The sequence below is a fragment of the Streptomyces sp. STR69 genome, assembly GCF_024519455.1.
In the GTDB taxonomy this organism is placed as follows: domain Bacteria; phylum Actinomycetota; class Actinomycetes; order Streptomycetales; family Streptomycetaceae; genus Streptomyces.
On record NZ_JALJRY010000033.1, the window covers coordinates 1 to 21,092 of the forward strand.

Annotated in this window: 17 protein-coding genes; 5 read left to right on the forward strand and 12 right to left on the reverse strand. The window is 70.9% G+C overall.

The features are described 5' to 3' along the window. Positions 1–647 precede the first annotated feature (647 nt). Positions 648–1,643, forward strand: coding sequence for a tryptophan--tRNA ligase (trpS, locus tag OC490_RS40570; protein ID WP_262063061.1), 996 nt, complete (start codon positions 648–650; stop codon positions 1,641–1,643). Positions 1,644–1,935: 292 nt separating this feature from the next. Here trpS and proC read toward each other — a convergent pair whose 3' ends face one another. The 3 genes from proC to OC490_RS40585 form a co-directional block, all read right to left on the reverse strand. Continuing rightward, entirely contained in the window at positions 1,936–2,745 is an 810-nt protein-coding gene (gene proC, locus OC490_RS40575) for a pyrroline-5-carboxylate reductase (RefSeq protein ID WP_262063062.1), read from the reverse strand. A gap of 109 nt (positions 2,746–2,854) precedes the next feature. Further along, positions 2,855–3,634 carry an ABC transporter permease gene (locus tag OC490_RS40580; protein WP_262063063.1) on the reverse strand — a complete coding sequence of 260 codons (780 nt, stop codon included), beginning with the start codon at positions 3,632–3,634 and terminating at the stop codon, positions 2,855–2,857. Next, positions 3,631–4,434 carry an ABC transporter ATP-binding protein gene (locus OC490_RS40585; RefSeq protein WP_262063064.1) on the reverse strand — a complete coding sequence of 268 codons (804 nt, stop codon included), beginning with the start codon at positions 4,432–4,434 and terminating at the stop codon, positions 3,631–3,633. Before OC490_RS40585 ends, OC490_RS40580 begins: the two co-directional genes overlap by 4 nt. 271 nt (positions 4,435–4,705) lie before the next feature. On the opposite strand from OC490_RS40585, the gene OC490_RS40590 reads away from it, so the two are divergent. Continuing rightward, on the forward strand, positions 4,706–6,223 hold the full coding sequence (locus OC490_RS40590; protein WP_262063065.1) for a SulP family inorganic anion transporter: 1,518 nt from the start codon (positions 4,706–4,708) through the stop codon (positions 6,221–6,223). 642 nt (positions 6,224–6,865) lie between these two features. Here OC490_RS40590 and OC490_RS40595 read toward each other — a convergent pair. From OC490_RS40595 to OC490_RS40610, 4 genes are all read right to left on the reverse strand, one after another. After that, positions 6,866–7,648 (reverse strand): class I SAM-dependent methyltransferase, encoded by a 783-nt coding sequence (locus OC490_RS40595; RefSeq protein WP_262063066.1) that lies wholly within the window; start codon positions 7,646–7,648, stop codon positions 6,866–6,868. A gap of 218 nt (positions 7,649–7,866) precedes the next feature. Continuing rightward, entirely contained in the window at positions 7,867–8,394 is a 528-nt protein-coding gene (locus tag OC490_RS40600) for an EamA/RhaT family transporter (protein ID WP_262063067.1), read from the reverse strand. Positions 8,395–8,440: 46 nt separating this feature from the next. Next, positions 8,441–8,731: an SH3 domain-containing protein gene (locus tag OC490_RS40605; protein WP_262063068.1), complete on the reverse strand. Its 291-nt coding sequence runs from the start codon at positions 8,729–8,731 to the stop codon at positions 8,441–8,443. Positions 8,732–8,816: 85 nt separating this feature from the next. Beyond that, positions 8,817–9,128 (reverse strand): SH3 domain-containing protein, encoded by a 312-nt coding sequence (locus OC490_RS40610; protein WP_262063069.1) that lies wholly within the window; start codon positions 9,126–9,128, stop codon positions 8,817–8,819. A gap of 182 nt (positions 9,129–9,310) precedes the next feature. On the opposite strand from OC490_RS40610, the gene OC490_RS40615 reads away from it, so the two are divergent. Further along, entirely contained in the window at positions 9,311–11,419 is a 2,109-nt protein-coding gene (locus OC490_RS40615; RefSeq protein ID WP_262063070.1) for a serine/threonine-protein kinase, read from the forward strand. A 265-nt stretch (positions 11,420–11,684) separates the two neighbouring features. On the opposite strand, the gene ilvD is transcribed toward OC490_RS40615, so the two are convergent. From ilvD to OC490_RS40635, 4 genes are all read right to left on the reverse strand, one after another. Next, the gene (ilvD, locus tag OC490_RS40620; protein ID WP_262063071.1) at positions 11,685–13,538 is read right to left on the reverse strand and encodes a dihydroxy-acid dehydratase; all 1,854 of its coding nucleotides are present in this window, start codon (positions 13,536–13,538) and stop codon (positions 11,685–11,687) included. A gap of 109 nt (positions 13,539–13,647) precedes the next feature. Beyond that, positions 13,648–14,253: a TetR/AcrR family transcriptional regulator gene (locus OC490_RS40625; protein ID WP_262063072.1), complete on the reverse strand. Its 606-nt coding sequence runs from the start codon at positions 14,251–14,253 to the stop codon at positions 13,648–13,650. Beyond that, positions 14,250–15,074: a sugar phosphate isomerase/epimerase family protein gene (locus OC490_RS40630; protein ID WP_262063073.1), complete on the reverse strand. Its 825-nt coding sequence runs from the start codon at positions 15,072–15,074 to the stop codon at positions 14,250–14,252. Before OC490_RS40630 ends, OC490_RS40625 begins: the two co-directional genes overlap by 4 nt. A gap of 803 nt (positions 15,075–15,877) precedes the next feature. After that, complete coding sequence (locus OC490_RS40635) at positions 15,878–16,810, reverse strand: Ppx/GppA phosphatase family protein (protein WP_262063074.1); 933 nt, start codon at positions 16,808–16,810, stop codon at positions 15,878–15,880. 83 nt (positions 16,811–16,893) lie between these two features. Here OC490_RS40635 and OC490_RS40640 point away from each other — a divergent pair, with 83 nt between their 5' ends. Next, positions 16,894–17,760: a hypothetical protein gene (locus tag OC490_RS40640; protein ID WP_262063075.1), complete on the forward strand. Its 867-nt coding sequence runs from the start codon at positions 16,894–16,896 to the stop codon at positions 17,758–17,760. Between the two features lie 4 nt (positions 17,761–17,764). On the opposite strand, the gene OC490_RS40645 is transcribed toward OC490_RS40640, so the two are convergent. After that, complete coding sequence (locus OC490_RS40645; protein ID WP_262063076.1) at positions 17,765–19,465, reverse strand: BACON domain-containing protein; 1,701 nt, start codon at positions 19,463–19,465, stop codon at positions 17,765–17,767. Positions 19,466–19,662: 197 nt separating this feature from the next. Here OC490_RS40645 and radA point away from each other — a divergent pair, with 197 nt between their 5' ends. Next, positions 19,663–21,072, forward strand: a complete 1,410-nt coding sequence (gene radA / locus OC490_RS40650) for a DNA repair protein RadA (protein WP_262063077.1) — start codon at positions 19,663–19,665, stop codon at positions 21,070–21,072. Positions 21,073–21,092 lie beyond the last annotated feature (20 nt).

Consider the following 21,092-nt stretch of genomic DNA (forward strand, 5'->3'; position numbering starts at 1 on the left):
CTCAAGGAACGGACGCTTCCTTTGTACTCACCCTCTCGGGCTTTCCTCCGGGCTTCCCTTCGGTCTTGCGTTTCCGACTCTATCAGACCGTTTCCGGTCCCGATTTCCTCGGTGCTTTCCAGGTTCCCGCTTCCGCGTTTCCCTTTCCGGCGACTCCGACTCTATCAGATCCTTTCGGGCCTGACTCCCAGTCAGAGGGGGCTGCCATCCCGGCCCTTGGGCCGTTCCGACGAGTGAGACTTTAGCGGATTCCTGAGTCCCGAGCGAATCGGGGGTGCGTCCTTTCGAACGCGGATTCCTCATTTCGCAAATACGCATGCCAATACAACGCGACGACGGATCGCCGATTGTTTGTAGGTACCTGCGGAATGGCTGTCCGGGGACCGACCGGGGTCGGCGCTCACGTCGGACAACTCGGAGAACACTACGTACGCGGTAGGGGCGTGTCAACTCCGCTCCGGAGAGCACTGCGGAGGCGTACGCTGGGTGACGTGACTTCGCATACGTGCACCCAACAGTGGTGGGCCGCCTGACGGCGGCCGTACACACGTATGTACTCAACGGCCGCCGCATCGGCGGCCGTTCGCGTTTCTCCCTCCAGAGGGTCGGCCGGCCGGGTGCGGCGGTCTCGACCAGGAGGTGGAGAGATGACACGGGTCTTCAGTGGGGTCAAGCCGACCGGGCACCTGACGCTGGGGAACTACCTGGGTGCCGTGCGGCGCTGGGTCGATCTGGATCAGCGGCAGAGCGACGCCCTGTTCTGCGTGGTCGATCTGCACGCGCTGACCGTGGACCACGATCCGGCGCGGGTGCGCAGGCTCACCAGGCAGGCGGCGACACTGCTGCTGGCGGCGGGGCTGGATCCCGAGTTGTGCACCGTGTTCGTACAGAGTCATGTGGACGAGCACACACGGCTGTCGTACGTCATGGAGTGTGTGGCGACCGACGGCGAGATGCGGCGAATGGTGCAGTACAAGGAGAAGGCCGCGCGTGAGCGGGAGCGGGGCGGGAGTGTGCGGCTGTCGTTGCTGACGTATCCCGTGCTGATGGCGGCGGACATCCTGGCGTACGGGACGGACGAGGTGCCGGTCGGGGACGACCAGACGCAGCATGTGGAGCTGGCCCGGGATCTGGCGGTCAGGTTCAACCAGCGGTACGGCCATACGTTCGTGGTGCCCCGGGCCACCCGGCCGGGGGTGGCGGCGCGGGTGATGAATCTGCAGGAGCCGACTTCGAAGATGGGGAAGTCGGACGACTCCGGGCCGGGGACCGTCTATCTGCTGGACGAGCCGGACGCCGTACGGAAGAAGGTCATGCGGGCCGTGACCGACAGTGCGGCGGAGGTCGTCTACGACCGGGAGGAGCGGCCGGGGGTCGCCAATCTGCTGGAGATCCTGGCCGCTTGCGAAGGTGGGAACCCCGAGGACTTGAGCGGTGTATATGAGTCGTACGGAGCGTTGAAGAAGGACACCGCGGAGGCAGTGGTGGAACTGCTCAGGCCGATGCAGGAGCGGCACAAGGCGTTGTGCGCGGATCCCGCTTATGTGGAAGGGGTGTTGCGGGATGGGGCGGAGAAGGCGAGAGGGATGGCGAAGCCGACGGTCGATACCGCGTATCGGGCCATCGGGCTTCTGCCTGCGTAGCCGCCCGGCCGTCGGCCGGCCGTTTCGACCGGCTTGCCGCCTGTCCGGTTAGGGCCTCTCCGGCGGATCAGGGCGCAGGAAGCCAGCGGCAACTGATCAGCGCCGGTGAGCGGGGTGTGGTGCGTGCAGTTGCAAGGCGGAGGACGGAGGCGGCGCGGTGAGAGCACCTCCCGGCCGAAGGCTGGGGGATGTCAACGACCGACCACAAGGCCGCTGGGGTCCCCCACGCCTTTAAGGCAGTGGGGGAAGGCGTGCCAGACCCGCGTCTGCGACAGGATCCGCCGGACAGGTCCTAGCTGTTGCCGGAGGCCAGTTCGCGGCTGCGGTCGCGGGCTGCCTCCAGGGCTGCGATGAGGGCGGCGCGTACGCCGTGGTTCTCCAGTTCGCGGATGGCGTTGATCGTCGTGCCGGCCGGCGAGGTGACGTTCTCCCGGAGTTTGACCGGGTGTTCGCCGCTGTCGCGGAGCATGACGGCGGCGCCGATCGCGGACTGGACGATGAGGTCGTGGGCCTTGTCGCGCGGCAGGCCGAGCAGGATGCCCGCGTCCGTCATGGCTTCGACCAGGTAGAAGAAGTACGCCGGGCCGGAGCCGGAGAGGGCGGTGCAGGCGTCCTGCTGGGACTCGGGGACACGGAGTGTCTTGCCCACGGCGCCGAAGATCTCCTCGGCGTGCGCGAGGTGGGCCTCGGTGGCGTGGCTGCCGGCGGAGATGACGGACATGGCCTCGTCGACGAGCGCGGGGGTGTTCGTCATGACCCGGACCACCGGGGTGCCCGCGGCCAGCCGCTCCTCGAAGAAGGAGGTGGGGATGCCCGCCGCGCCGCTGATGACCAGGCGGTCGGCGGGCAGGTGCGGGGCGAGTTCGTCGAGGAGGGTGCCCATGTCCTGCGGCTTGACCGTGAGGATCAGGGTGTCGGCGCTCTTCGCGGCCTCGGGGTTGGTGACCGGGGTGACTCCGTGGCGGGCGCGGAGTTCCTCGGCGCGCTCGGGGCGGCGGGCGGTGACCAGGAGGTCGGCCGGGGCCCAGCCCGCTCGGATCATTCCGCTGAGCAGGGCTTCGCCGATCTTGCCGGTGCCGAGGACTGCGACTTTCTGGGTCATGGGGTCATCCTCGCACCGGCGGTGGGGAGGGGTGGAGGCTGTCCGGCTGGCGGAACACCGCCGGCATACCGCGAACACCGCCGATATACCGCCGATATGCGGAACACCTCTATGCCGTACGCCTCCTCAGGGTCGCCGCGCCCAGGCACAGGACCAGCAGGGCGCAGCCGGCCACGATCAGGGTGTCGCGGACGAAGGTGGTGGTCATGTCGGTGTGCTTGAGCACCTCGTTCATGCCGTCGACGGCGTACGACATGGGCAGGACGTCGGACACGGCCTCCAGGACGGGGTGCATGTCGGAGCGCGGGGTGAAGAGGCCGCAGAGGAGGAGCTGGGGGAAGATCACGGCCGGCATGAACTGGACGGCCTGGTATTCCGAGGCGGCGAAGGCCGAGACGAAGAGGCCGAGCGCGGTGCCGAGCAGGGCGTCGAGGAGGGCCACGAGGAGCAGGAGCCAGGGGCTGCCGGTGACGTCGAGGCCCAGGAACCAGACGGCGAGGCCGGTGGCAAGGGCCGACTGGATGACCGCGAGGAAGCCGAAGGCGAGGGCGTAGCCGGCGATCAGGTCGCCCTTGCCCAGGGGCATGGATAGGAGGCGTTCGAGGGTGCCGGAGGTGCGTTCGCGCAGGGTGGCGATCGACGTGACCAGGAACATCGTGATGAGCGGGAAGATCCCGAGCAGTGAGGCGCCGATGCTGTCGAAGGTGCGCGGGCTGCCGTCGAAGACATAGCGCAGCAGGACGAGCATCAGGCACGGGATGAGGATCAGCAGCGCGATCGTGCGGGGGTCGTGGCGGAGCTGGCGCAGGACGCGGGCCGCGGTGGCGGTGGTGCGGGCGACACTGAGGGCCCTGGGTGCCGTAGGGACCGTGGTGGTGGTCGTGCTCATCGGGTCGTCTCCTTCTGGTGGGCGGTGGCCACGGCCTCGTCGACCAGGTGCAGGAAGGCGGCTTCGACCGTGTCGGAGCCGGTACGGGTACGGAGGGCGTCGGGGGTGTCGTCGGCGAGGACCTCGCCCTCGCGCATCAGGAGGAGGCGGTGACAGCGCTCGGCCTCGTCCATGACGTGGGAGGAGATGAGGAGGGTGGCGCCGCGGGAGGCGGCGATGTCGTGGAAGAGGGTCCACAGGTCGCGGCGGAGGACGGGGTCCAGGCCGACGGTGGGTTCGTCGAGGACGAGGAGTTCGGGGGTGCCGAGGAGCGCGACCGCGAGGGAGACGCGGCTGCGCTGGCCGCCGGAGAGGTTGCCGGCGAGGGCGTCGGCGTGGGTGGCGAGGTCGACGTCGGTGAGGACGCGGTCGACTTCGTGGCGGCGGGTGGCGGCGGTGCGGCCGGGGTCGAGGATCGCGGCGAAGTAGTCGATGTTCTGACGGACCGTCAAGTCGTTGTAGATGGAGGGGGCTTGGGTGACGTAGCCGATGCGGGTGCGGAGGGTGGGGTGGCCGGCGGGGCGGCCGAGGACGTTCAGGGTGCCGGTGACCTTGGCCTGGGTGCCGACGATCGAGCGCATGAGGGTCGACTTCCCGCAGCCGGAGGGGCCGAGCAGGCCGGTGATCTGGCCGCGCGGGACGGTGAAGTCGATGCCGCGCAGGACGGTGCGGGGGCCTCGGACGACGGTGAGGGCTTCGGCCTGGACGGCGGGCTCGGGGGCGGGGGTCGTGCCGGGTGGCTCGGCGACATAATTCATCATGTGATGAATAATGCTCTCGCTGGGCGGAGCCGTCAAGCGGGTTCGGCGGCCCGGTCGCATCGGTGCGCGGGACGGCGCAGGCGCGTGTCGGCGTGATCGGAGTGGGGGGCTCCGGTATGGACGCCTCCGCGTTCACGGGGTGGTCACACGAATCGCGTGCGCAATCAACTCCCTTTCCCGACAATGGATTTCAGTTCGCCATGCCCTCCCCCGGTGCGGCGCCCACGCATCTCCCGTCCGGCTTTGTCCTGTCTACGGAGGTGCCGTTGTCATGCGTGTCATGGGTGTCATGCGCTGTGGTGTGAGCAGGGCCGATCTGTTTGCTTCTCTAGTCGTCTTTCTCGTCGCGCTCCCGCTGTGCGTGGGCGTGGCGATCGCCTCCGGGGTGCCGGCCGAACTGGGGCTGGTCACCGGGATCGTCGGCGGGCTGGTGGTCGGGGCGCTGCCCGGCAGCAGCCTCCAGGTGAGCGGTCCGGCCGCCGGACTGACGGTGCTCGTGTACGAGGCCGTGCGAGCGTACGGCGTCGAGGCGCTCGGGGTGCTGGTGTTCGGGGCCGGGGTGGTGCAGTTGGGGCTCGGGGTGCTGCGGCTCGGGCGGTGGTTCCGGGCCGTGTCCGCGGCGGTGGTGCAGGGGATGCTCGCCGGGATCGGGCTCGTGCTGGTCGCAGGGCAGGTGTACGCACTCGGCGATGTGGCCGCGCCGGCGGACGGGCTCGGGAAGCTCGCGGGGTTGCTGTCGCTGCCGGGGCTGGTGGATCCGGTGGCGTTGTCAGTGGGCGGTGCCACCATTGCCGTACTGGTGCTCTGGCCTCGGTGGCGGCGAGGGGCTCGGCTGGTGCCGGGGCCGTTGGTGGCGGTGGGGCTGGCGGCGGCGGTGACCGGGGTGTGCGACCTGTCGGTGCGGCGGGTGGAGGTGCGGGGGCTGGTCGGTGCCGTGCGGGTGCCGGAGTGGGGGGATTTCGGGCGGCTCACGGAAGTGGGGGTGATCGGGACGGTCGTCGCGTTCGCGTTCATCGCGTCGGCGGAGTCGTTGTTCAGCGCGGCGGCGGTGGACCGGCTGCACCGGAGTCCGCGGACGGACTACGACCGGGAGTTGATCGCACAGGGCGCGGGGAACGCGTTGTGCGGGGCGCTCGGGGCGCTGCCGATGACCGCGGTGATCGTGCGGAGCGCGGTGAACGTGCAGGCGGGGGCCAGGACCAAGGCCTCGCGGGTGCTGCACGGTGGGTGGCTGTTGCTGTTCACCGCGCTGCTGCCCGGGGTGCTGGGGCTGGTGCCGGTCGCGGCGCTGGCCGGGCTGCTCGTTCACGCCGGGTGCAAGCTCGTGCCTGTACGGCAGGTGCGGGGACTGTGGGCCGGGCATCGAGGTGAGGTGGTCGTGCTCGGGGTGACCGCGGTGGCGATCGTGGTGGGGAATCTGTTCGAGGGGGTGCTGGTCGGGCTGGCGCTGGCCGTGGCGAAGACCGCGTGGGACATCAGCCATGTCCACGTGGAGACGGAGGACCTCGGCGACGCGGGGATCGTCGTACGGGTCCTGGGACATGCGACGTTTCTACGGCTGCCGAAGCTGCTGGACGCGTTGGAGGCTCTGCCGTACGACCGGGAAGTGCGGCTGGAGTTGGGCGGGTTGCGGCATGTGGATCATGCGTGTGCGGCGGCGTTGGAGGGGTGGGTCATCGCGCGGGGAGGGGATGGCGGGGGCGGCGGGAGTGACGGGAGCGGTGGAAACGACGGAGGTGGCGGGAGCAGCGAGGGTGGCGCGGGGGTGATCGCGGTCAAGGGGGTGTGACGGGGGGTTAGGGGGTGGGGGCTGGGGTTGTCGGAGGTTGGCCGCCTGGGCAGCTGGCGGTTGTACCGCCGGAGCAGCCGGGGGTTGCCCCAGCGCCCAGGCTGTCGGAGGTTGGCCGCCCGGGCAGCCGACAGTCGCGCCGCCGAGGCAGCCAACGGTTGACCGCCGGAGCCGTCGAAGATCGTTTCGTTGGGACGCCGGGGGTTGACCGCTGGGCCGTCAGAGGTCGCTCCACTGAGGCAACCGGCGGCCGTCCCGCCGAGGTTGTCAGGAAAGTCGTGTCGCTGAGGCGACCGGAGGTCGCGCCGTCAGGGCCGCCAGACGTTGACCGGCCGGGCGGCCGGCAGCCAGGCCGCCGGGGCACCAGGGGTTGACGCCAGAGCCGTCAGAGGTCGCGCCGGGGGTTGACCGCCGGGGTCGCCAGAGGTCGCGCCGCTGACGCAATCAGCGGTCGACCGCTCGGCAGGCGGAGGCTGTGTGGGCTGAGGCAGGCGGAGGTCGGGGCGTTGGGGCTGTCGGAGGTCGTACCGCCGAGGCGATCAGCAGTCGTGCCGGCGAGGTCGTCAGCGGTCGTGTCGGTGACGCAACCAGCGGTTGGCTGCTCCGGCAGTCGGAGGGCGTGTCGCTGGGGTCGTCAGGAGGTCATGGTGCGAGGGCTACGACGAGTTCCACGACGTAGGTCTCCTCCACCGTGCCGTCGGGGAACGCGGTGAGCAGGTGGGTTCGCTCCTCGGTGAGGAAGGTGTTGGTGGCCTGTTCGTCCTGGACCAGGAAGACCGAGTGGCTGCTGATGTTGGCCAGGTGGGTGTCGACCGGGACGCGGCGGCTCCAGCGGACCCTGCGGTGGGCGAAGTCGAGTCGGCCGGTGGGGTCGGCGAGTGCGGTGCGCAGGCCGCTGCCGTTCTGCTCCACGACGGGGTCGATGCCGAAGTGGATCCTGATGCGTTCCGACTGCTCGGCGATCCACGGGACGTCGACAGCGCTGGTGTTCCACCACAGTGCGAGCGCGCCGCCCGGGCGCAGTACGCGCAGGGCCTCCGGGACCGACTTGGTGGTGTCGGTCCAGTGCCAGGCCTGGGCGTAGGTGAGGAAGTCGGCACAGTCGTCGGCGAGGGGGAGCGCGTCGCCGCTGCCCCGGACGATCGGGACGTCGGGGAGGGTGCGGCGGAACTGGGCCGCCATGCCGTCGCCGGGTTCGATCGCGATGACTTCGGCGCCGCGGGCGTGCAGGAGGGTGGTTGCGATGCCGGTGCCGGCCCCGACGTCCGCGACACGGGCGCCCGCGAGGGGGTGGGCGGCCAGTTCCTCGATGGCGTCGAAGAGTGCAGGTGGGTAGGAGGGGCGGTTCTCGGCGTACTGGGCCGCGGCGGCGTTGAAGGAGTGGGCTCGGGCGGTGTGCGAGGGCGGCTTCGACGAAGTGGTCATACGGCCATCGTTGCCCGGGTGAGTGCAGGATGCAGGTGGATTTTGGTGAGAAATGGGGGTGGGGAGGGGAGAGGGGCGGAGGTAGGGATGGGGACGGGGACAGGGACCGGGACGGGAGCTCGGCTCGGTCGGTTGGGGTGCGGGGCCTGGGTGGTGGGGCCGGCGTGAACCTTCTGGAAGCAACGAGGCACCGGAACGCGTGCCTGCCCCCGCCCTGGTCAGGACCGGCGGCGCTTCTTCGACGGGTTGCGGGTGCGGCGAGTTGTGCGCTTCTCGTGCTGGGCCACGGCCGTCTCGTACTCCTCGCGGTGGAGTTTCTCGCCGGGCGCCTCGGTGAGGGAGCGGAAGAAGTAGGCGACGAGGGAGCCGACGAAGCCGATGCCCAGGAGGCCGCGGAGGGAGGCCTGCCGGTCGGGGTCGGGGCGTTTCCTGAACGCTTCCCAGGTGTGGCCGAAGGCTAGGGCGCTGCAGACCGCGAACATCACGATGACGAGGAGGGTGACGAAGCTGCCGACGTCCGCGATCTGGAGGCCCTGGTAGGCGAAGCGGAGGATCAGGCAGGAGGCGACGGCGGCGGCGAGGGAGCCGGCTGCCGCGGCGATGCGGCGCGGGGCGTAGCCGTTGTCGTGGTTCACCCAGGTGGTGCCGAAGAAGCGGAGGGGCTCGGGGCGGGGGCCTGTGCCTGCGCCTGCGTCTGTGCCTGGGGAGCCCGCGGGGGCGTCCTGGGTGCCGGTCTCGTCGTTCACGGGACGATTATGGCTCTGAGGGCGGGCGCGGGCTCCCGTTGGGGGCTCAGGAGCAGCGGGCGGCTATGTAGCCGTCGCTGCCGGTGTTCACGTAGGTGTCCGAGATGTACTCGCCGTCGTCGATGTTGTCCCAGATGTTCGACGTGCCGTAGTAGCCCGAGACCGTGGTGCCCGGTGACTGGCAGTAGATCAGGACCTGCGAGCCGGCGGCCAGAACGCGGACGATGGTGTAGTTGGTGCCGGGACCGCTGCGGACGTTGACGCTGGTACCGGGCGCGATCGCGTAGTAGTGCAGCGTTGGGGCGGCGCTGGCCGGAGCCGGTGCACCCATCACCATGAGAAAAGCGCCGGCAGCACCCGCAAGCAGGACGGATCTGCGCCTTCGCGATGACATGCGTGTCCTTTGAGTCGGGGTCGTGGGATCAGGAGCAGCGGGAGGCCACGTAGCCGTCGCTGCCGGTGTTCACGTACGCGTCGGACACGAACTCGCCGTTGCTGATGTTGTCCCAGATGTTCGACGTGCCGTAGGTGCCGGTGACCGTGGTGCCCGGTGACTGGCAGTAGATCGGGACCTGCGAGCCCCCCGGCAGGGTGCCGACGATGCTGTAGCTCGTGCCGGGGCCGCTGCGGATGTTGAGACGGACGTCGGCGGTTGTGTAGTAGTGCACGGCCGCTGCCGTGGCCACGGCCTCGGACTCGCTGCCCTCAGCCTCTTGCGCGCGGTCAACAGACATGAAAAACCTCCCCCGTTGGACCCCATGACTGCCATGGGGCAACGATGATTCCCCTAAAACACGCCATGAAACACATGTACGCAACTCGCACTCGGAAGCCAGCAAGCCGTCTCTGTCCCGTACGGGTCATCGACTAGGCTCCGTGCGTCGCGCGCGCGAACGATCAGCACGGGGGTGGTTCCATGGCGCCACAGCACGACACCGGAGCGGGCGCGGAAGCGGAACTTCCCGAGTACGCCGGTCACTACCGCCTGGAGTCATGTCTGGGCTCAGGCGGCATGGGGGTGGTGCATCTGGCGCAGAGTACCTCCGGGATGAAGGTCGCCGTGAAGGTGGTTCACGCGGAGTTCGCCCAGGATCCCGAGTTCAGAGGGCGGTTCCGGCAGGAGGTGGCTGCCGCGCGGCGGGTGAGCGGGGCCTTCACCGCGCCGGTGGTCGATGCCGATCCCGAGGCCCGACGGCCTTGGATGGCGACGCTGTTCATTCCCGGATCGACCCTGTCCGAGCACGTGAAGCGGAACGGGCCCATGGCGCCCGGCGAGTTGCGCCGGCTGATGGCGGGACTGGCCGAGGCGCTGCGCGACATCCATCGGGTGGGCGTCGTACACCGGGATCTGAAGCCAAGCAACGTGCTGCTCGCCGAGGACGGTCCGAAGGTCATCGACTTCGGTATTTCTCGGCCAAAGGACAGCGAACTGCGCACCGAGACCGGGAAGTTGATCGGGACGCCGCCCTTCATGGCACCGGAGCAGTTCCGGCGGCCCAGGGAGGTCGGGCCCGCCGCGGACATCTTCGCGCTCGGGTCCGTGATGGTGCATGCGGCGACCGGGCGAGGGCCGTTCGACTCGGACAGCCCGTACGTCGTGGCCTACCAAGTCGTGCACGACGAACCCGACTTGGCCGGGGTGCCGGACAATCTGGCACCGCTCGTCATGCGTTGTCTCGCCAAGGAACCCGAAGACCGGCCCACGCCGGACGAGTTGATGCGGGAGCTGCGATCCGTGGCGGCCTCGTACGACACTCAGGCGTTCATACCGGAGCAGCGGACAAGTGGTGCACCGGCTCCCGAGCCGAACCCGGTGGAAAAGCCCGCGCGCACACCCCGGCGACGTCGGACGGTGTTGCTGGCGGCCGCGGCCGCCGGGCTGGTCGTCTGTGGCGTCCTCACCTCGGTTCAGCTGGCCGGAGGCGCTGACACCTCGCCGACCGGAGGGGCCGACGCCCCGCCGAGGAGCACCGGCACGAGGACCTCACCGGCCGCGTTCAAGGCCTGGGCGACGAAACCCGCGGCCAAGGCCGGGGGCGTGCCCCAATGCGCCTACGGCGCAGGTGAGTTGCTGTGCGCGCAGCCCGGAGTCGTCTACGCCCTCGCACCGGCCGACGGCACCCTGCTGTGGCGGCATTCGGTGACCGAGGAGAGACCCGATGGCGCACCCGTCATCGCCGGTGGGCTGGTGCACCCGTACGGCGGTGGGAGCCGGCGCCTGGAGGCGCTCGATCCGTCCTCGGGCACGCGGATCTGGCAGCGGAACACGCCGGGGTACGACTCCGTGCGCTATGTCGGCGGTATGGCCCTGCTCAGCCGTGCGGACGGCACGGTCACGGGCGTCGACGGCGCGTCGGGCGAGACGAAGTGGAGCCGCCGGATTCCTGGTGTCACGTCCTTCGTCTCGTTCGCCGGGAACCCACTGGCGTACGCGACGAGATCGTCCGACGACGGGTCGAGCACCAAGGTCACCGCGGTCGATCCGGATACCGGCGACATTCGGTGGGAAGCGCGGTTGCAGGGGATGCTGAGGCCCGTCGGCGTCCAACGCGGATCCGTGTTCTTCCTCTCCACCGACTGGAGTTCCGGCGACACCAAGGCCGTCGTCCGCTACGTCCCCGGGACAAGGGCGACGAGCCGGGTGGAGCTGCCCGTACCGCGTCAGGACCCCGTGGCCACCATGCGCGGAAACGTCATGTACGTACTGGCAACCGGCGGTTCACTGGAGGCGATCGACACGGACACCCAGAAGCGGTTGTGGCATCTGGAGACGTCCGTGAGCCGCGGTTCGGTGCCGGTCGCCGACGACAAGCACGTGTACGTGACCGCCCCTGACGGGCGCCTCTTGGCGGTCGACGCCGACAACGGGCGACTCGTCGGGCAGACGGCCGCTCGGCTCGGCACGGACTCCGGCCAGGTTGTCGCCACGCTCCCCGAACCCGTCATAGCGGACAACCGCGTCTACGCCGCCGCCCCCGACGGCACGGTCTTCGCCGTCAACTCCCTTACGCCCGGGGCCTGGTAGCCGTAACAAGGCGAACTGCCTTAGACCCGGGGCCCGGTGGCCGTAGCAAAGCGAACTCCCCTACGCCCGAGTCCCAGTGGCCGTAGCGAGGCGAACTGCCGTAGGCCCGGCGCCCGGTGGCCGTAGCAAAGCGAACCCCCTTGCGCCCGGCGCCCGGTGGCCGCAGCGAGGTGAACTCCCGTGCGCCCGCTGCCTGGTGGTGGCACGCGGAAGGGCCGCCCCCGTCGGAACGGAGACGGCCCCACGTCGGGCGACGGGCGCTACCTCAGCCGAGCTTGCTGACGTCCCGCACGGCGCCGCGGTCCGCGCTGGTGGCCATCGCGGCGTAGGCGCGCAGGGCGGCCGAGACCTTGCGCTCGCGGTTCTTCGGGGCGTAGCGGCCGTCGAGCGCGGCCTCGCGGCGGGCCAACTCGGCTTCGTCGACGAGGAGTTCGATGGTGCGGTTCGGGATGTCGATGCGGATGCGGTCGCCGTCCTCGACGAGGGCGATGGTGCCGCCGGACGCCGCCTCGGGGGACGCGTGGCCGATGGACAGGCCCGAAGTGCCGCCGGAGAAGCGGCCGTCGGTGATCAGGGCGCAGGTCTTGCCGAGGCCGCGGCCCTTGAGGAAGGACGTCGGGTAGAGCATCTCCTGCATGCCGGGGCCGCCCTTGGGGCCCTCGTAGCGGATGACGACGACATCGCCGTGCGTCACCTGCTTGTTGAGGATCTTCTCGACGGCCTCTTCCTGCGACTCGCAGACGACCGCCGGTCCCTCGAAGGTCCAGATGGACTCGTCGACACCGGCCGTCTTCACGACGCAGCCGTCGACGGCGAGGTTGCCCTTGAGGACGGCGAGGCCGCCGTCCTTGGAGTAGGCGTGCTCGGCGGAGCGGATGCAGCCCTCGGCGGCGTCCTCGTCCAGCGCGGCCCAGCGCTCGGACTGGGAGAAGGCCTCGGAGGAACGGACGCAGCCGGGCGCCGCGTGCCACAGCTCCACGGCCTCCGGGGACGGGGAGCCGCCGCGCACGTCCCACGTCTTCAGCCAGTCCGCGAGGGACGGGCTGTGGACGGAGTGGACGTCCTCGTTGAGCAGGCCCGCGCGGTGCAACTCGCCCAGCAGAGCCGGGATTCCGCCGGCGCGGTGCACGTCCTCCATGTAGTACGTGCGGTTCTTCGCGACGTTCGGGGCGACCTTCGCGAGGCACGGCACGCGGCGCGAGACCGCGTTGATCTCGTCCAGGCCGAAGGAGACGCCCGCCTCCTGGGCCGCGGCCAGCAGGTGCAGGATCGTGTTGGTCGAGCCGCCCATCGCGATGTCGAGGGCCATGGCGTTCTCGAAGGCCGCGAAGGTGGCGACGTTGCGGGGCAGGACCGTCTCGTCGTCCTGCTCGTAGTAGCGGCGGGTGATGTCCATCACCGTGCGGGCCGCGTCCTGGTACAGGCCCTTGCGAGCGGTGTGCGTGGCGAGGACCGAACCGTTGCCCGGCAGCGAGAGGCCGATGGCCTCGGTCAGGCAGTTCATCGAGTTGGCGGTGAACATGCCGGAACAGGAGCCGCAGGTCGGACAGGCGTTCTCCTCGATGTTGAGGACATCCGCGTCCGAGACGCTGTCGTTGGCGGCCTCGACCATCGCGTCGATCAGGTCCAGCGTGCGGACGGTGCCGTCCTGCAGCGTGGCGCGCCCGGCCTCCATGGGACCGCCGGAGACGAAGACCGTCGGGATGTTCAGGCGGAGCGCCGCCATGAGCATGCCGGGCGTGATCTTGTCGCAGTTGGAGATGCAGATCAGGGCGTCGGCGCAGTGCGCCTCGACCATGTACTCCACGCTGTCCGCGATCAGGTCGCGCGACGGCAGGCTGTAGAGCATGCCGCCGTGGCCCATCGCGATGCCGTCGTCGACCGCGATCGTGTTGAACTCGCGCGGGATGCCCCCGGCCGCGGTGATCGCCTCGCTGACGATCCGGCCGACGGGCTGCAGGTGGGTGTGGCCGGGCACGAACTCGGTGAAGCTGTTCGCCACCGCGATGATCGGCTTCCGGCCAATGTCCGCACCGGGTACACCGGAGGCGCGCATAAGGGCGCGTGCGCCCGCCATGTTGCGGCCGTGGGTGACTGTGCGGGACCTCAGCTCGGGCATCGTCGCTCGCTCCTTCAGACAGATAGGGCTGCTATTGAGCGTACGCCGGTCATCCAGGGGGCGGACACGGTGTCCGCATCGCGGGATGCCCGTCTCGGGGTACGGCGGCTCAGGGCCCCGTCAAGTGCCCCTGCACCACGGGGGCCACCCGCGCGATGATCTGCTCCGGGTCGGCCGAGGCCAGCGGCTCCACCTTGATCACGTAGCGCAGCATCGCCGTACCCACCAGCTGCGCCGCCGCGAGCTCGGCGCGCAGTTCCGCGTCCGGGAGGTCCAGCCGGGCGGCGACCCGGCTCAGCACCTGGGAGACCACGAGCCGGCGGAAGACGGCCGCGGCGGCCTCGTTGTTGACGGCGGACCGGACGATCGCCAGCAGCGGCGTGCGGGTGGCCGGGTTCTCCCAGACACCGAAGATGAAGCGGGTCAGCCGCTCGCCGACCCCGTCCAGCGGCCCCTCGGCGACCGCGTCCGGCGCGTTCGCCGCCGGGGCGAAGGCGACCTCGATGGACGCCTCGAAGACCTGCTCCTTGGTACCGAAGTAGTGATGAACGAGCGCCGAGTCGACCCCTGCCGCCTTCGCGATGCCACGCACGGACGTCTTCTCGTACCCCCGCTCGGAGAACTCCTCCCGGGCCGCGGCCAGGATGCGGTCGCGGGTGTCGGCGGACTCCGTACGAGGGGGTCGGCCCCGGCGCTTGGCGGTGGCGTCGGTCACAGCCGGGGCACCTTCACGGCCGAGGCCAGATGCAGCCGCGTGAAGGCGAGCGCCTCCGCGAGATCGGCCTCTCGTTCGGCGCCGGACATCGCGCGCCGGGTGTTGACCTCGATGACGACATGGCCGTCGAAGCCGGTCGTCGCGAGCCGTTCCAGCAGCTCGGCGCAGGGCTGGGTGCCGCGCCCGGGGACGAGGTGCTCGTCCTTGTTCGAGCCGTTGCCGTCCGCGAGATGGACATGACCGAGACGATCACCCATCCGCTCGATCATCTCGGTCGCGTCGGTGCGGGCGGTCGCGGTGTGGCTGAGGTCGATCGTGAAGTGCCGGTAGTCGTCCTGCGTGACGTCCCATTCGGGGGCGTAGGCGAGCATCTCGCGGTCGCGGTAGCGCCACGGGTACATGTTCTCTACGGCGAACCGCACATCCGTCTCGTTCGCCATCCGCCAGATCCCGCTGACGAAGTCCCGCGCGTACTGGCGCTGCCAGCGGAAAGGCGGATGCACGACGACCGTGCTCGCGCCGAGCTTCTCGGCGGCGGCCTGGGCGCGCTGGAGCTTGATCCACGGGTCGGTGGACCACACCCGCTGCGTGATGAGCAGGCACGGCGCGTGCACGGCGAGGATCGGGACCTGGTGGTAGTCGCTGAGTCTGCGCAGCGCCTCGATGTCCTGGCTGACCGGGTCGGTCCACACCATGACCTCGACGCCGTCGTAACCGAGGCGCGCGGCGATCTCGAAGGCCGTCGCCGTCGACTCCGGATACACGGACGCCGTGGACAGCGCGACCTTCGCATCCGGGATGCGCACGACTGGTTCTGCCACGGAGGACAGACTACGGGGCGGCGCTTTGCGCGGGGGAGCCGGTTGCTGTGCCCGCCCTGTGCGGGGTACTGCAACCGGCCATCTCCGGCGCGGGGCCGCGTTGTGGCGATACTTCATGCGGGTCTGATACGTCGGGTGCCGGGTGGGTGTTCAGTCGGGGCGGGCGTGGGGGGAGTTGGCGCGGGCGGGGGCGCGGGCCATGGGTGGCGCGTGCGCGGGCGTTCGGCAGCGCCGGACGTGTGGTCCAGCAGCGGGTACGCGCGCGTGCACTGTGGACGCGGAAGGGGAAGCGGAAGGGCCGGGCGCCACGGCCAAGCGGGCGCCGCGGATGGCACCACGCGCGGGCACCGTGCACGCGGAAGGGCACGGGCGCCACGGCCAGGCGGCGCCGCGGATGGCACCGCGGATGGCCCTGCGCGCAGGCACCACGACAGAGCGGGCGGAGGTTCGACCAGCGCTGTCGGACAGCCACGCGGGTACGTCACGACCACCACGCGCGCGTGCACCACGGACAGCCACGCGCGCGTGCACCACGGCTACGCGCTCGCCCCGCCGCTACGGCCACGCGCGCGTGCGTCGCGGCCGGGACCTGCGGGGGTACGGCCGGCCCCGACGCTGTGCGGACCCGCAGCCCCACCCGCGTACGGCACGGCCGAGCCGGCGGGTCTACGGCCGGCGCCCGACACCTCGCCGACCGGCAGCCGCGCGGGCACGTGACGGCCACACGCCCTCCCCCCGCCCGCTGCCCCGCCTACGCCCACGCCCACGCCCACGCCCACGCCCACGACAGCCGGTGCGGCCGTCTACGCCGAAGGCATCTGATCCAGCCGCCGCAAAATCACGCCCTCCCGCAGCGCCCACGGGCAGACCTCCAGCGTCTCCACCCCGAACAGATCCATCGCGCCCTCGGCCACCATCGCGCCGGCCAGGAGTTGCTCGGCGCGGCCCTCGGAGACGCCGGGGAGGACGGCGCGCTGGGCGGTGGTCATGCCGCCGAGGCGGGGGACCCAGGCCTCCAAGGACTCGCGCTTCAGTTCGCGCTGGACGTAGAGGCCGTCGGCGGAGCGGGCGGCACCGGCGAGGCGGGCCAGCTGCTTGAAGGTCTTCGACGTGGCGACGACGTGGTCGGGGGCGCCGAAACGGCTGAACTCCCCCACCGTACGGGCGATCTGGGCGCGCACATGGCGGCGCAGGGCCCTTATCGCGGCCGGTTCCGGCGGGTCCCCGGGCAGCCAGCCGGCGGTGAGGCGGCCCGCGCCGAGCGGCAGTGACACGACCGCGTCGGGCTCCTCGTCGATGCCGTACGCGATCTCCAGGGAGCCGCCGCCGATGTCGAGGACGAGAAGCTTGCCCGCCGACCAGCCGAACCAGCGGCGGACGGCGAGGAAGGTCAACCGGGCCTCCTCGGCGCCGGTGAGGACCTGGAGTTCGACGCCGGTCTCGGTCTGCACGCGCGCGAGGACCTCGTCCGCGTTGCTGGCCTCGCGGACGGCGGAGGTGGCGAACGGGAGGAGCTCCTCGACGCCCTTGTCCTCGGCGGCCTGCAGCGCCTCGTGGACGACGCCGATGAGTTTGTCGACCCCTTCGGGTCCGATCGCGCCATCGTCGTCGAGGAGTTGGGCAAGGCGGAGTTCCACCTTGTGCGAGTGCGCGGGCAGGGGGCGTGCGCCCGGGTGTGCGTCCACCACCAGCAGATGCACCGTGTTCGATCCCACGTCGAGGACACCGAGTCTCATATACGGAACGCTACTGCCACCTGCGCCGATCTCCGTCTTCGGTGCGGTTCCTGGGGCCGCCTCGGGCGACTTACCCTGGACGCGTGCCAAAGACGAAAAAGGCGAAGAACGACAAGGCGGCCAAATCACCCGGCGATTCTTCGCCGGTGAAGTCGGCCAGCTCCCCGAAGACGTCTCTGATGTCGAAGAAAGCCCTGAAGGCCGACGAGAAGGGGCTCGACTTCGCGCGCGCGTGGGTGGAGTTCCCGGATCCGGCGGACGAGGAACAGCTCTTCCGCTGCGATCTGACATGGCTGACCTCTCGCTGGAACTGCGTCTTCGGAAGCGGCTGCCAGGGCATCCAGGCGGGCCGCGCGGACGACGGATGCTGCACCCTGGGCGCGCACTTCTCCGACGAGGACGACGAGAAACGGGTCGCCGGGCATGTGGCGAGGCTCACGCCGGACATCTGGCAGCACCACGACGAGGGCGTGGCGAACGGCTGGACCTCGGAGGACGAGGACGGCGACCGCCAGACCCGCCCCTACAAGGGCTCGTGCATCTTCCAGAACCGCCCCGGTTTCGCGGGCGGCGCGGGCTGCTCGCTGCACATCCTCGCCGTGAAGGAGGGTCGCGAGCCCCTGGAGACCAAGCCGGACGTCTGCTGGCAGCTGCCGGTGCGGCGGACGTACGAGTGGATCGACCGGCCGGACGACACGCGGGTGCTCCAGGTGTCGATCGGCGAGTACGACCGCAGGGGCTGGGGTTCCGGCGGTCACGACCTGCACTGGTGGTGCACGTCGGCGACCTCGGCGCACGGCGCGGGCGACCCGGTCTACGTGTCCTACCGCCCGGAGCTGACCGAGCTGATGGGCAAGGCCGGCTACGACCGGCTGGCCGAGCTGTGCGAGGAGCGTCTGGCCTCGCAACTCCCGCTGCTGGCACCGCATCCGGCGGACCCGGTCGGCTGACCGGTCAGGACGGGCCCGGGCCGCCGCCGCCGTCGGACGGCGGCGCCGAGCCCCCCGGGTCGGCGGAGGACGAGTCCGTCGGAGTGGGATCCGGATCGGCGGACGAGGGCGGCGGGTCGCTCGGCGTCGGGCCGGTGGGAGCCGTCTCCGTGGGTGTCGGGTCCGGACCGGACGAGGGCGTCCCGCCGGGATGCGACGGATCACTCGGCGCGGTCGGCTCGGTCGGGACGGGCGCGGTGCCGTAGCCCTCGATCGAGACGACGGCACCGGCCGGCGAGACGGCCACGCGCGCGGTCCAGTGGCCGGAGGGCTCGCGCAGATGGTCGACGTACACCTTGATCGTCAGCGATTCGCCCGGGGCGAGGGTTCCCGAGGACTGGCTGAAGTAGAGCCAGGGTGCCGTGGTGGTCGCGGACCAGCGGACCGGGGCCGCGCCGGACGCGGTGAGGGTGACGAGCGTGGTGTCGGCGCTGTTGGCGGCCGAGACGGCGAGGTGCCCGGCCCCGTTGCCGCCGGTGCCGACGACGCTGATGACCTCCACGGAGACGTCGTTCTTGCCGCCCTTGCCGACCCGCGCGCGGGGCCCGGCACTGGCATCGCCGGTGTTCTCGTAGCCGCCGCTCGCGACCTCGCCCTCCAGGCTGCCGGAACCGTGCTGCTCGCTCGCGGAGGCGGCCCTTCCGTCGACGCCCTCGCCGGTCGGCGTGGACCGGTAGGCGGCCCACAGGGCGAGGACGGGGGCCGCGATGACGGTGGCGACGACGGTCGTCGTGACGGCACGCGCGCGTAGCCGGTCCCTGCGGGCCGCGCGGTCCTTGGGGTCCAGTGGGAAACCGCGCCGGTCGAAGCGCGGCGCCGCGGCTCCACGCGCGCGCGGGAGGTGCGCCATGGCGACATGCAGGGCCGCGCGGGGCGCCTCCAGGACGGGCAGTTCGGCGGGCGTGACACCGGCGCCGGGCCAGGTGCCGGGCACCGCACACTCGGCCGTACGGCGGCAGCGCGGGCAGTCGTCGACGTGCCGGACCAGTTCGCGGCGCAGCGCGCTGCTGAGCACGAGCTGATGGTCGCCGGTGAGCCGGGCGACGCTCGGGCAGATCCCGGTCTCCACGACGGCAAGGGCGGCACGCGTGCGTTCCACCTCACAGGCGGCGGAGGCCAACAGCTCCCGCGCGGTGGCGAGATCCATCCCGAGGACGGCGGCGACCTCGTGGGCGGCGAGCCGGTGGCGCACGGCGAGTTCGAGCGCCTCGCGCTGCTCCGGGGTGGTCCCGGCGGCCTCCGGCCAGGCCAGCAGCCCGAGTTCACGCCGCCGCGACTCACGCAGTTCCTCGGATACGGCAGGTTCCTCGGCCTCGACCCGGCCCACAGCGTGGGTGCCCTGACGTTTCTGCTTGGCCTCGGCCAGCTTGCGCAGGCACGCCCAGCGGGCCAGCGCGTACAGCCAGGCCCTGCGGTCCCCGGCCGCCTCCGGCACGCGCGCACCCCGGCGCTCGGCGAGCGCGAGCACGTCCCCCAGGGCCGCCGTCGCCGAGCCGTGGTCGCACAGCACGGACAGGCAGTACGTGAACAGGCCGTCCAGATAAGGCTCGTAGCGCGCGGGCGGGCGTTGCGCCAGCGTGCGCGCCGCAGCGCGGTCGCGCGCCTCCCGGTGCGCCCGGTGCGCGCCGGTGGTGCGGGTCGAGGTCTCCGGGCTGCTGCTCATCACCCGTGCGACCGTAGGCGGCGGGCGATGCCCCCTTCCGCCCCCTTGAGCTCTTTTAATCCGTACGGGTGAAACGATCCCTCAATAGGGGACAGGAACCCCCGCGTCCGTGGCTCGATCCCGACTTCGCTGGCCGGATACCGAACCACACCCCTCCGTCCCCCGACCGCGTTGTCAGTCCCGCCGGTTACGGTTCACGCATGGCTGCCCGTACGAAGACCACCAAGGACCGTCCGTCCTATCGCTGCACCGAGTGCGGCTGGCAGACGGCCAAGTGGCTCGGCCGCTGCTCCGAGTGCCAGGCCTGGGGCACAGTCGAGGAGTACGGCACGCCCGCCGTCCGTACGACGGCCCCGGGCCGCGTCACCACCTCCGCGGTGCCCATCGGCGAGGTCGACGGCCGCCAGGCCACCGCCCGCTCGACCGGCGTGCCCGAGCTGGACCGGGTGCTCGGCGGCGGACTGGTCCCCGGCGCGGTCGTCCTGGTCGCCGGCGAGCCCGGCGTCGGCAAGTCGACCCTCCTCCTGGATGTGGCGGCCAAGGCGGCGAGCGACGAGCACCGCACGCTCTACATCACCGGCGAGGAGTCGGCGAGCCAGGTCCGCCTGCGCGCCGACCGCATCAAAGCGATCGACGACAACCTCTACCTCGCCGCCGAGACCGATCTGGCCACGATCCTGGGCCACTTGGACGCGGTGAAGCCCTCACTCCTGATCCTGGACTCCGTCCAGACGGTGGCCTCCCCGGAGATCGACGGCGCCCCCGGCGGCATGGCCCAGGTCCGCGAGGTGGCCGGCGCCCTGATCCGCGCCTCCAAGGAGCGCGCCATGTCCACCCTCCTGGTGGGCCACGTCACCAAGGACGGCGCGATCGCGGGCCCCCGCCTCCTGGAACACCTGGTGGACGTAGTGCTGTCCTTCGAGGGCGACCGCCACGCCCGCCTGCGCCTCGTACGGGGCGTCAAGAACCGCTACGGCACCACGGACGAGGTCGGCTGCTTCGAGCTGCACGACGAGGGCATCACGGGCCTGGCCGACCCGAGCGGCCTGTTCCTGACCCGCCGCGCGGAGCCGGTTCCCGGCACCTGCCTCACCGTCACCCTGGAGGGCCGCCGCCCCCTGGTGGCCGAAGTCCAGGCGCTCACGGTCGACTCCCAGATCCCTTCCCCCCGCCGAACGACCTCGGGCCTGGAAACCTCCCGAGTCTCGATGATGCTCGCGGTCCTGGAACAACGAGGCAGAATCAGCGCACTGGGCAAACGGGACATCTACTCCGCAACGGTCGGCGGAGTAAAACTCTCCGAACCGGCGGCAGATCTGGCCATCGCCCTGGCCCTGGCCTCCGCGGCGAGCGACACCCCCCTCCCCAAGAACCTGGTCGCGATCGGCGAAGTGGGCCTCGCGGGCGAGGTCAGACGGGTCACGGGCGTCCAGCGCAGACTCTCCGAAGCACACCGTCTGGGCTTCACCCACGCCCTCGTTCCGAGCGACCCGGGCAAGATCCCGCCCGGCATGAAGGTCCTCGAAGTGGCCGACATAGGAGACGCCCTCCAGGTCCTTCCGCGCTCCCGTAAACGAGAGGCCCCACGGGACGGCGAAGACCGCCGGTAGACTTTGCCCTGGTCTCGCCC

Excerpts from the sequence above, each read along its gene's own strand:
- OC490_RS40580 (WP_262063063.1), bottom strand. The coding sequence starts at position 3,634 with ATGAGCACGACCACCACCACGGTCCCTACGGCACCCAGGGCCCTCAGT.
- radA (WP_262063077.1), top strand. The coding sequence starts at position 19,663 with ATGGCTGCCCGTACGAAGACCACCAAGGACCGTCCGTCCTATCGCTGC.
- OC490_RS40635 (WP_262063074.1), bottom strand. The coding sequence starts at position 16,810 with ATGAGACTCGGTGTCCTCGACGTGGGATCGAACACGGTGCATCTGCTG.
- trpS (WP_262063061.1), top strand. The coding sequence starts at position 648 with ATGACACGGGTCTTCAGTGGGGTCAAGCCGACCGGGCACCTGACGCTG.
- OC490_RS40595 (WP_262063066.1), bottom strand. The coding sequence starts at position 7,648 with ATGACCACTTCGTCGAAGCCGCCCTCGCACACCGCCCGAGCCCACTCC.
- OC490_RS40610 (WP_262063069.1), bottom strand. The coding sequence starts at position 9,128 with ATGTCTGTTGACCGCGCGCAAGAGGCTGAGGGCAGCGAGTCCGAGGCC.
- OC490_RS40590 (WP_262063065.1), top strand. The coding sequence starts at position 4,706 with ATGCGTGTCATGGGTGTCATGCGCTGTGGTGTGAGCAGGGCCGATCTG.
- OC490_RS40615 (WP_262063070.1), top strand. The coding sequence starts at position 9,311 with ATGGCGCCACAGCACGACACCGGAGCGGGCGCGGAAGCGGAACTTCCC.
- ilvD (WP_262063071.1), bottom strand. The coding sequence starts at position 13,538 with ATGCCCGAGCTGAGGTCCCGCACAGTCACCCACGGCCGCAACATGGCG.
- OC490_RS40605 (WP_262063068.1), bottom strand. The coding sequence starts at position 8,731 with ATGGTGATGGGTGCACCGGCTCCGGCCAGCGCCGCCCCAACGCTGCAC.
- OC490_RS40585 (WP_262063064.1), bottom strand. The coding sequence starts at position 4,434 with ATGATGAATTATGTCGCCGAGCCACCCGGCACGACCCCCGCCCCCGAG.
- proC (WP_262063062.1), bottom strand. The coding sequence starts at position 2,745 with ATGACCCAGAAAGTCGCAGTCCTCGGCACCGGCAAGATCGGCGAAGCC.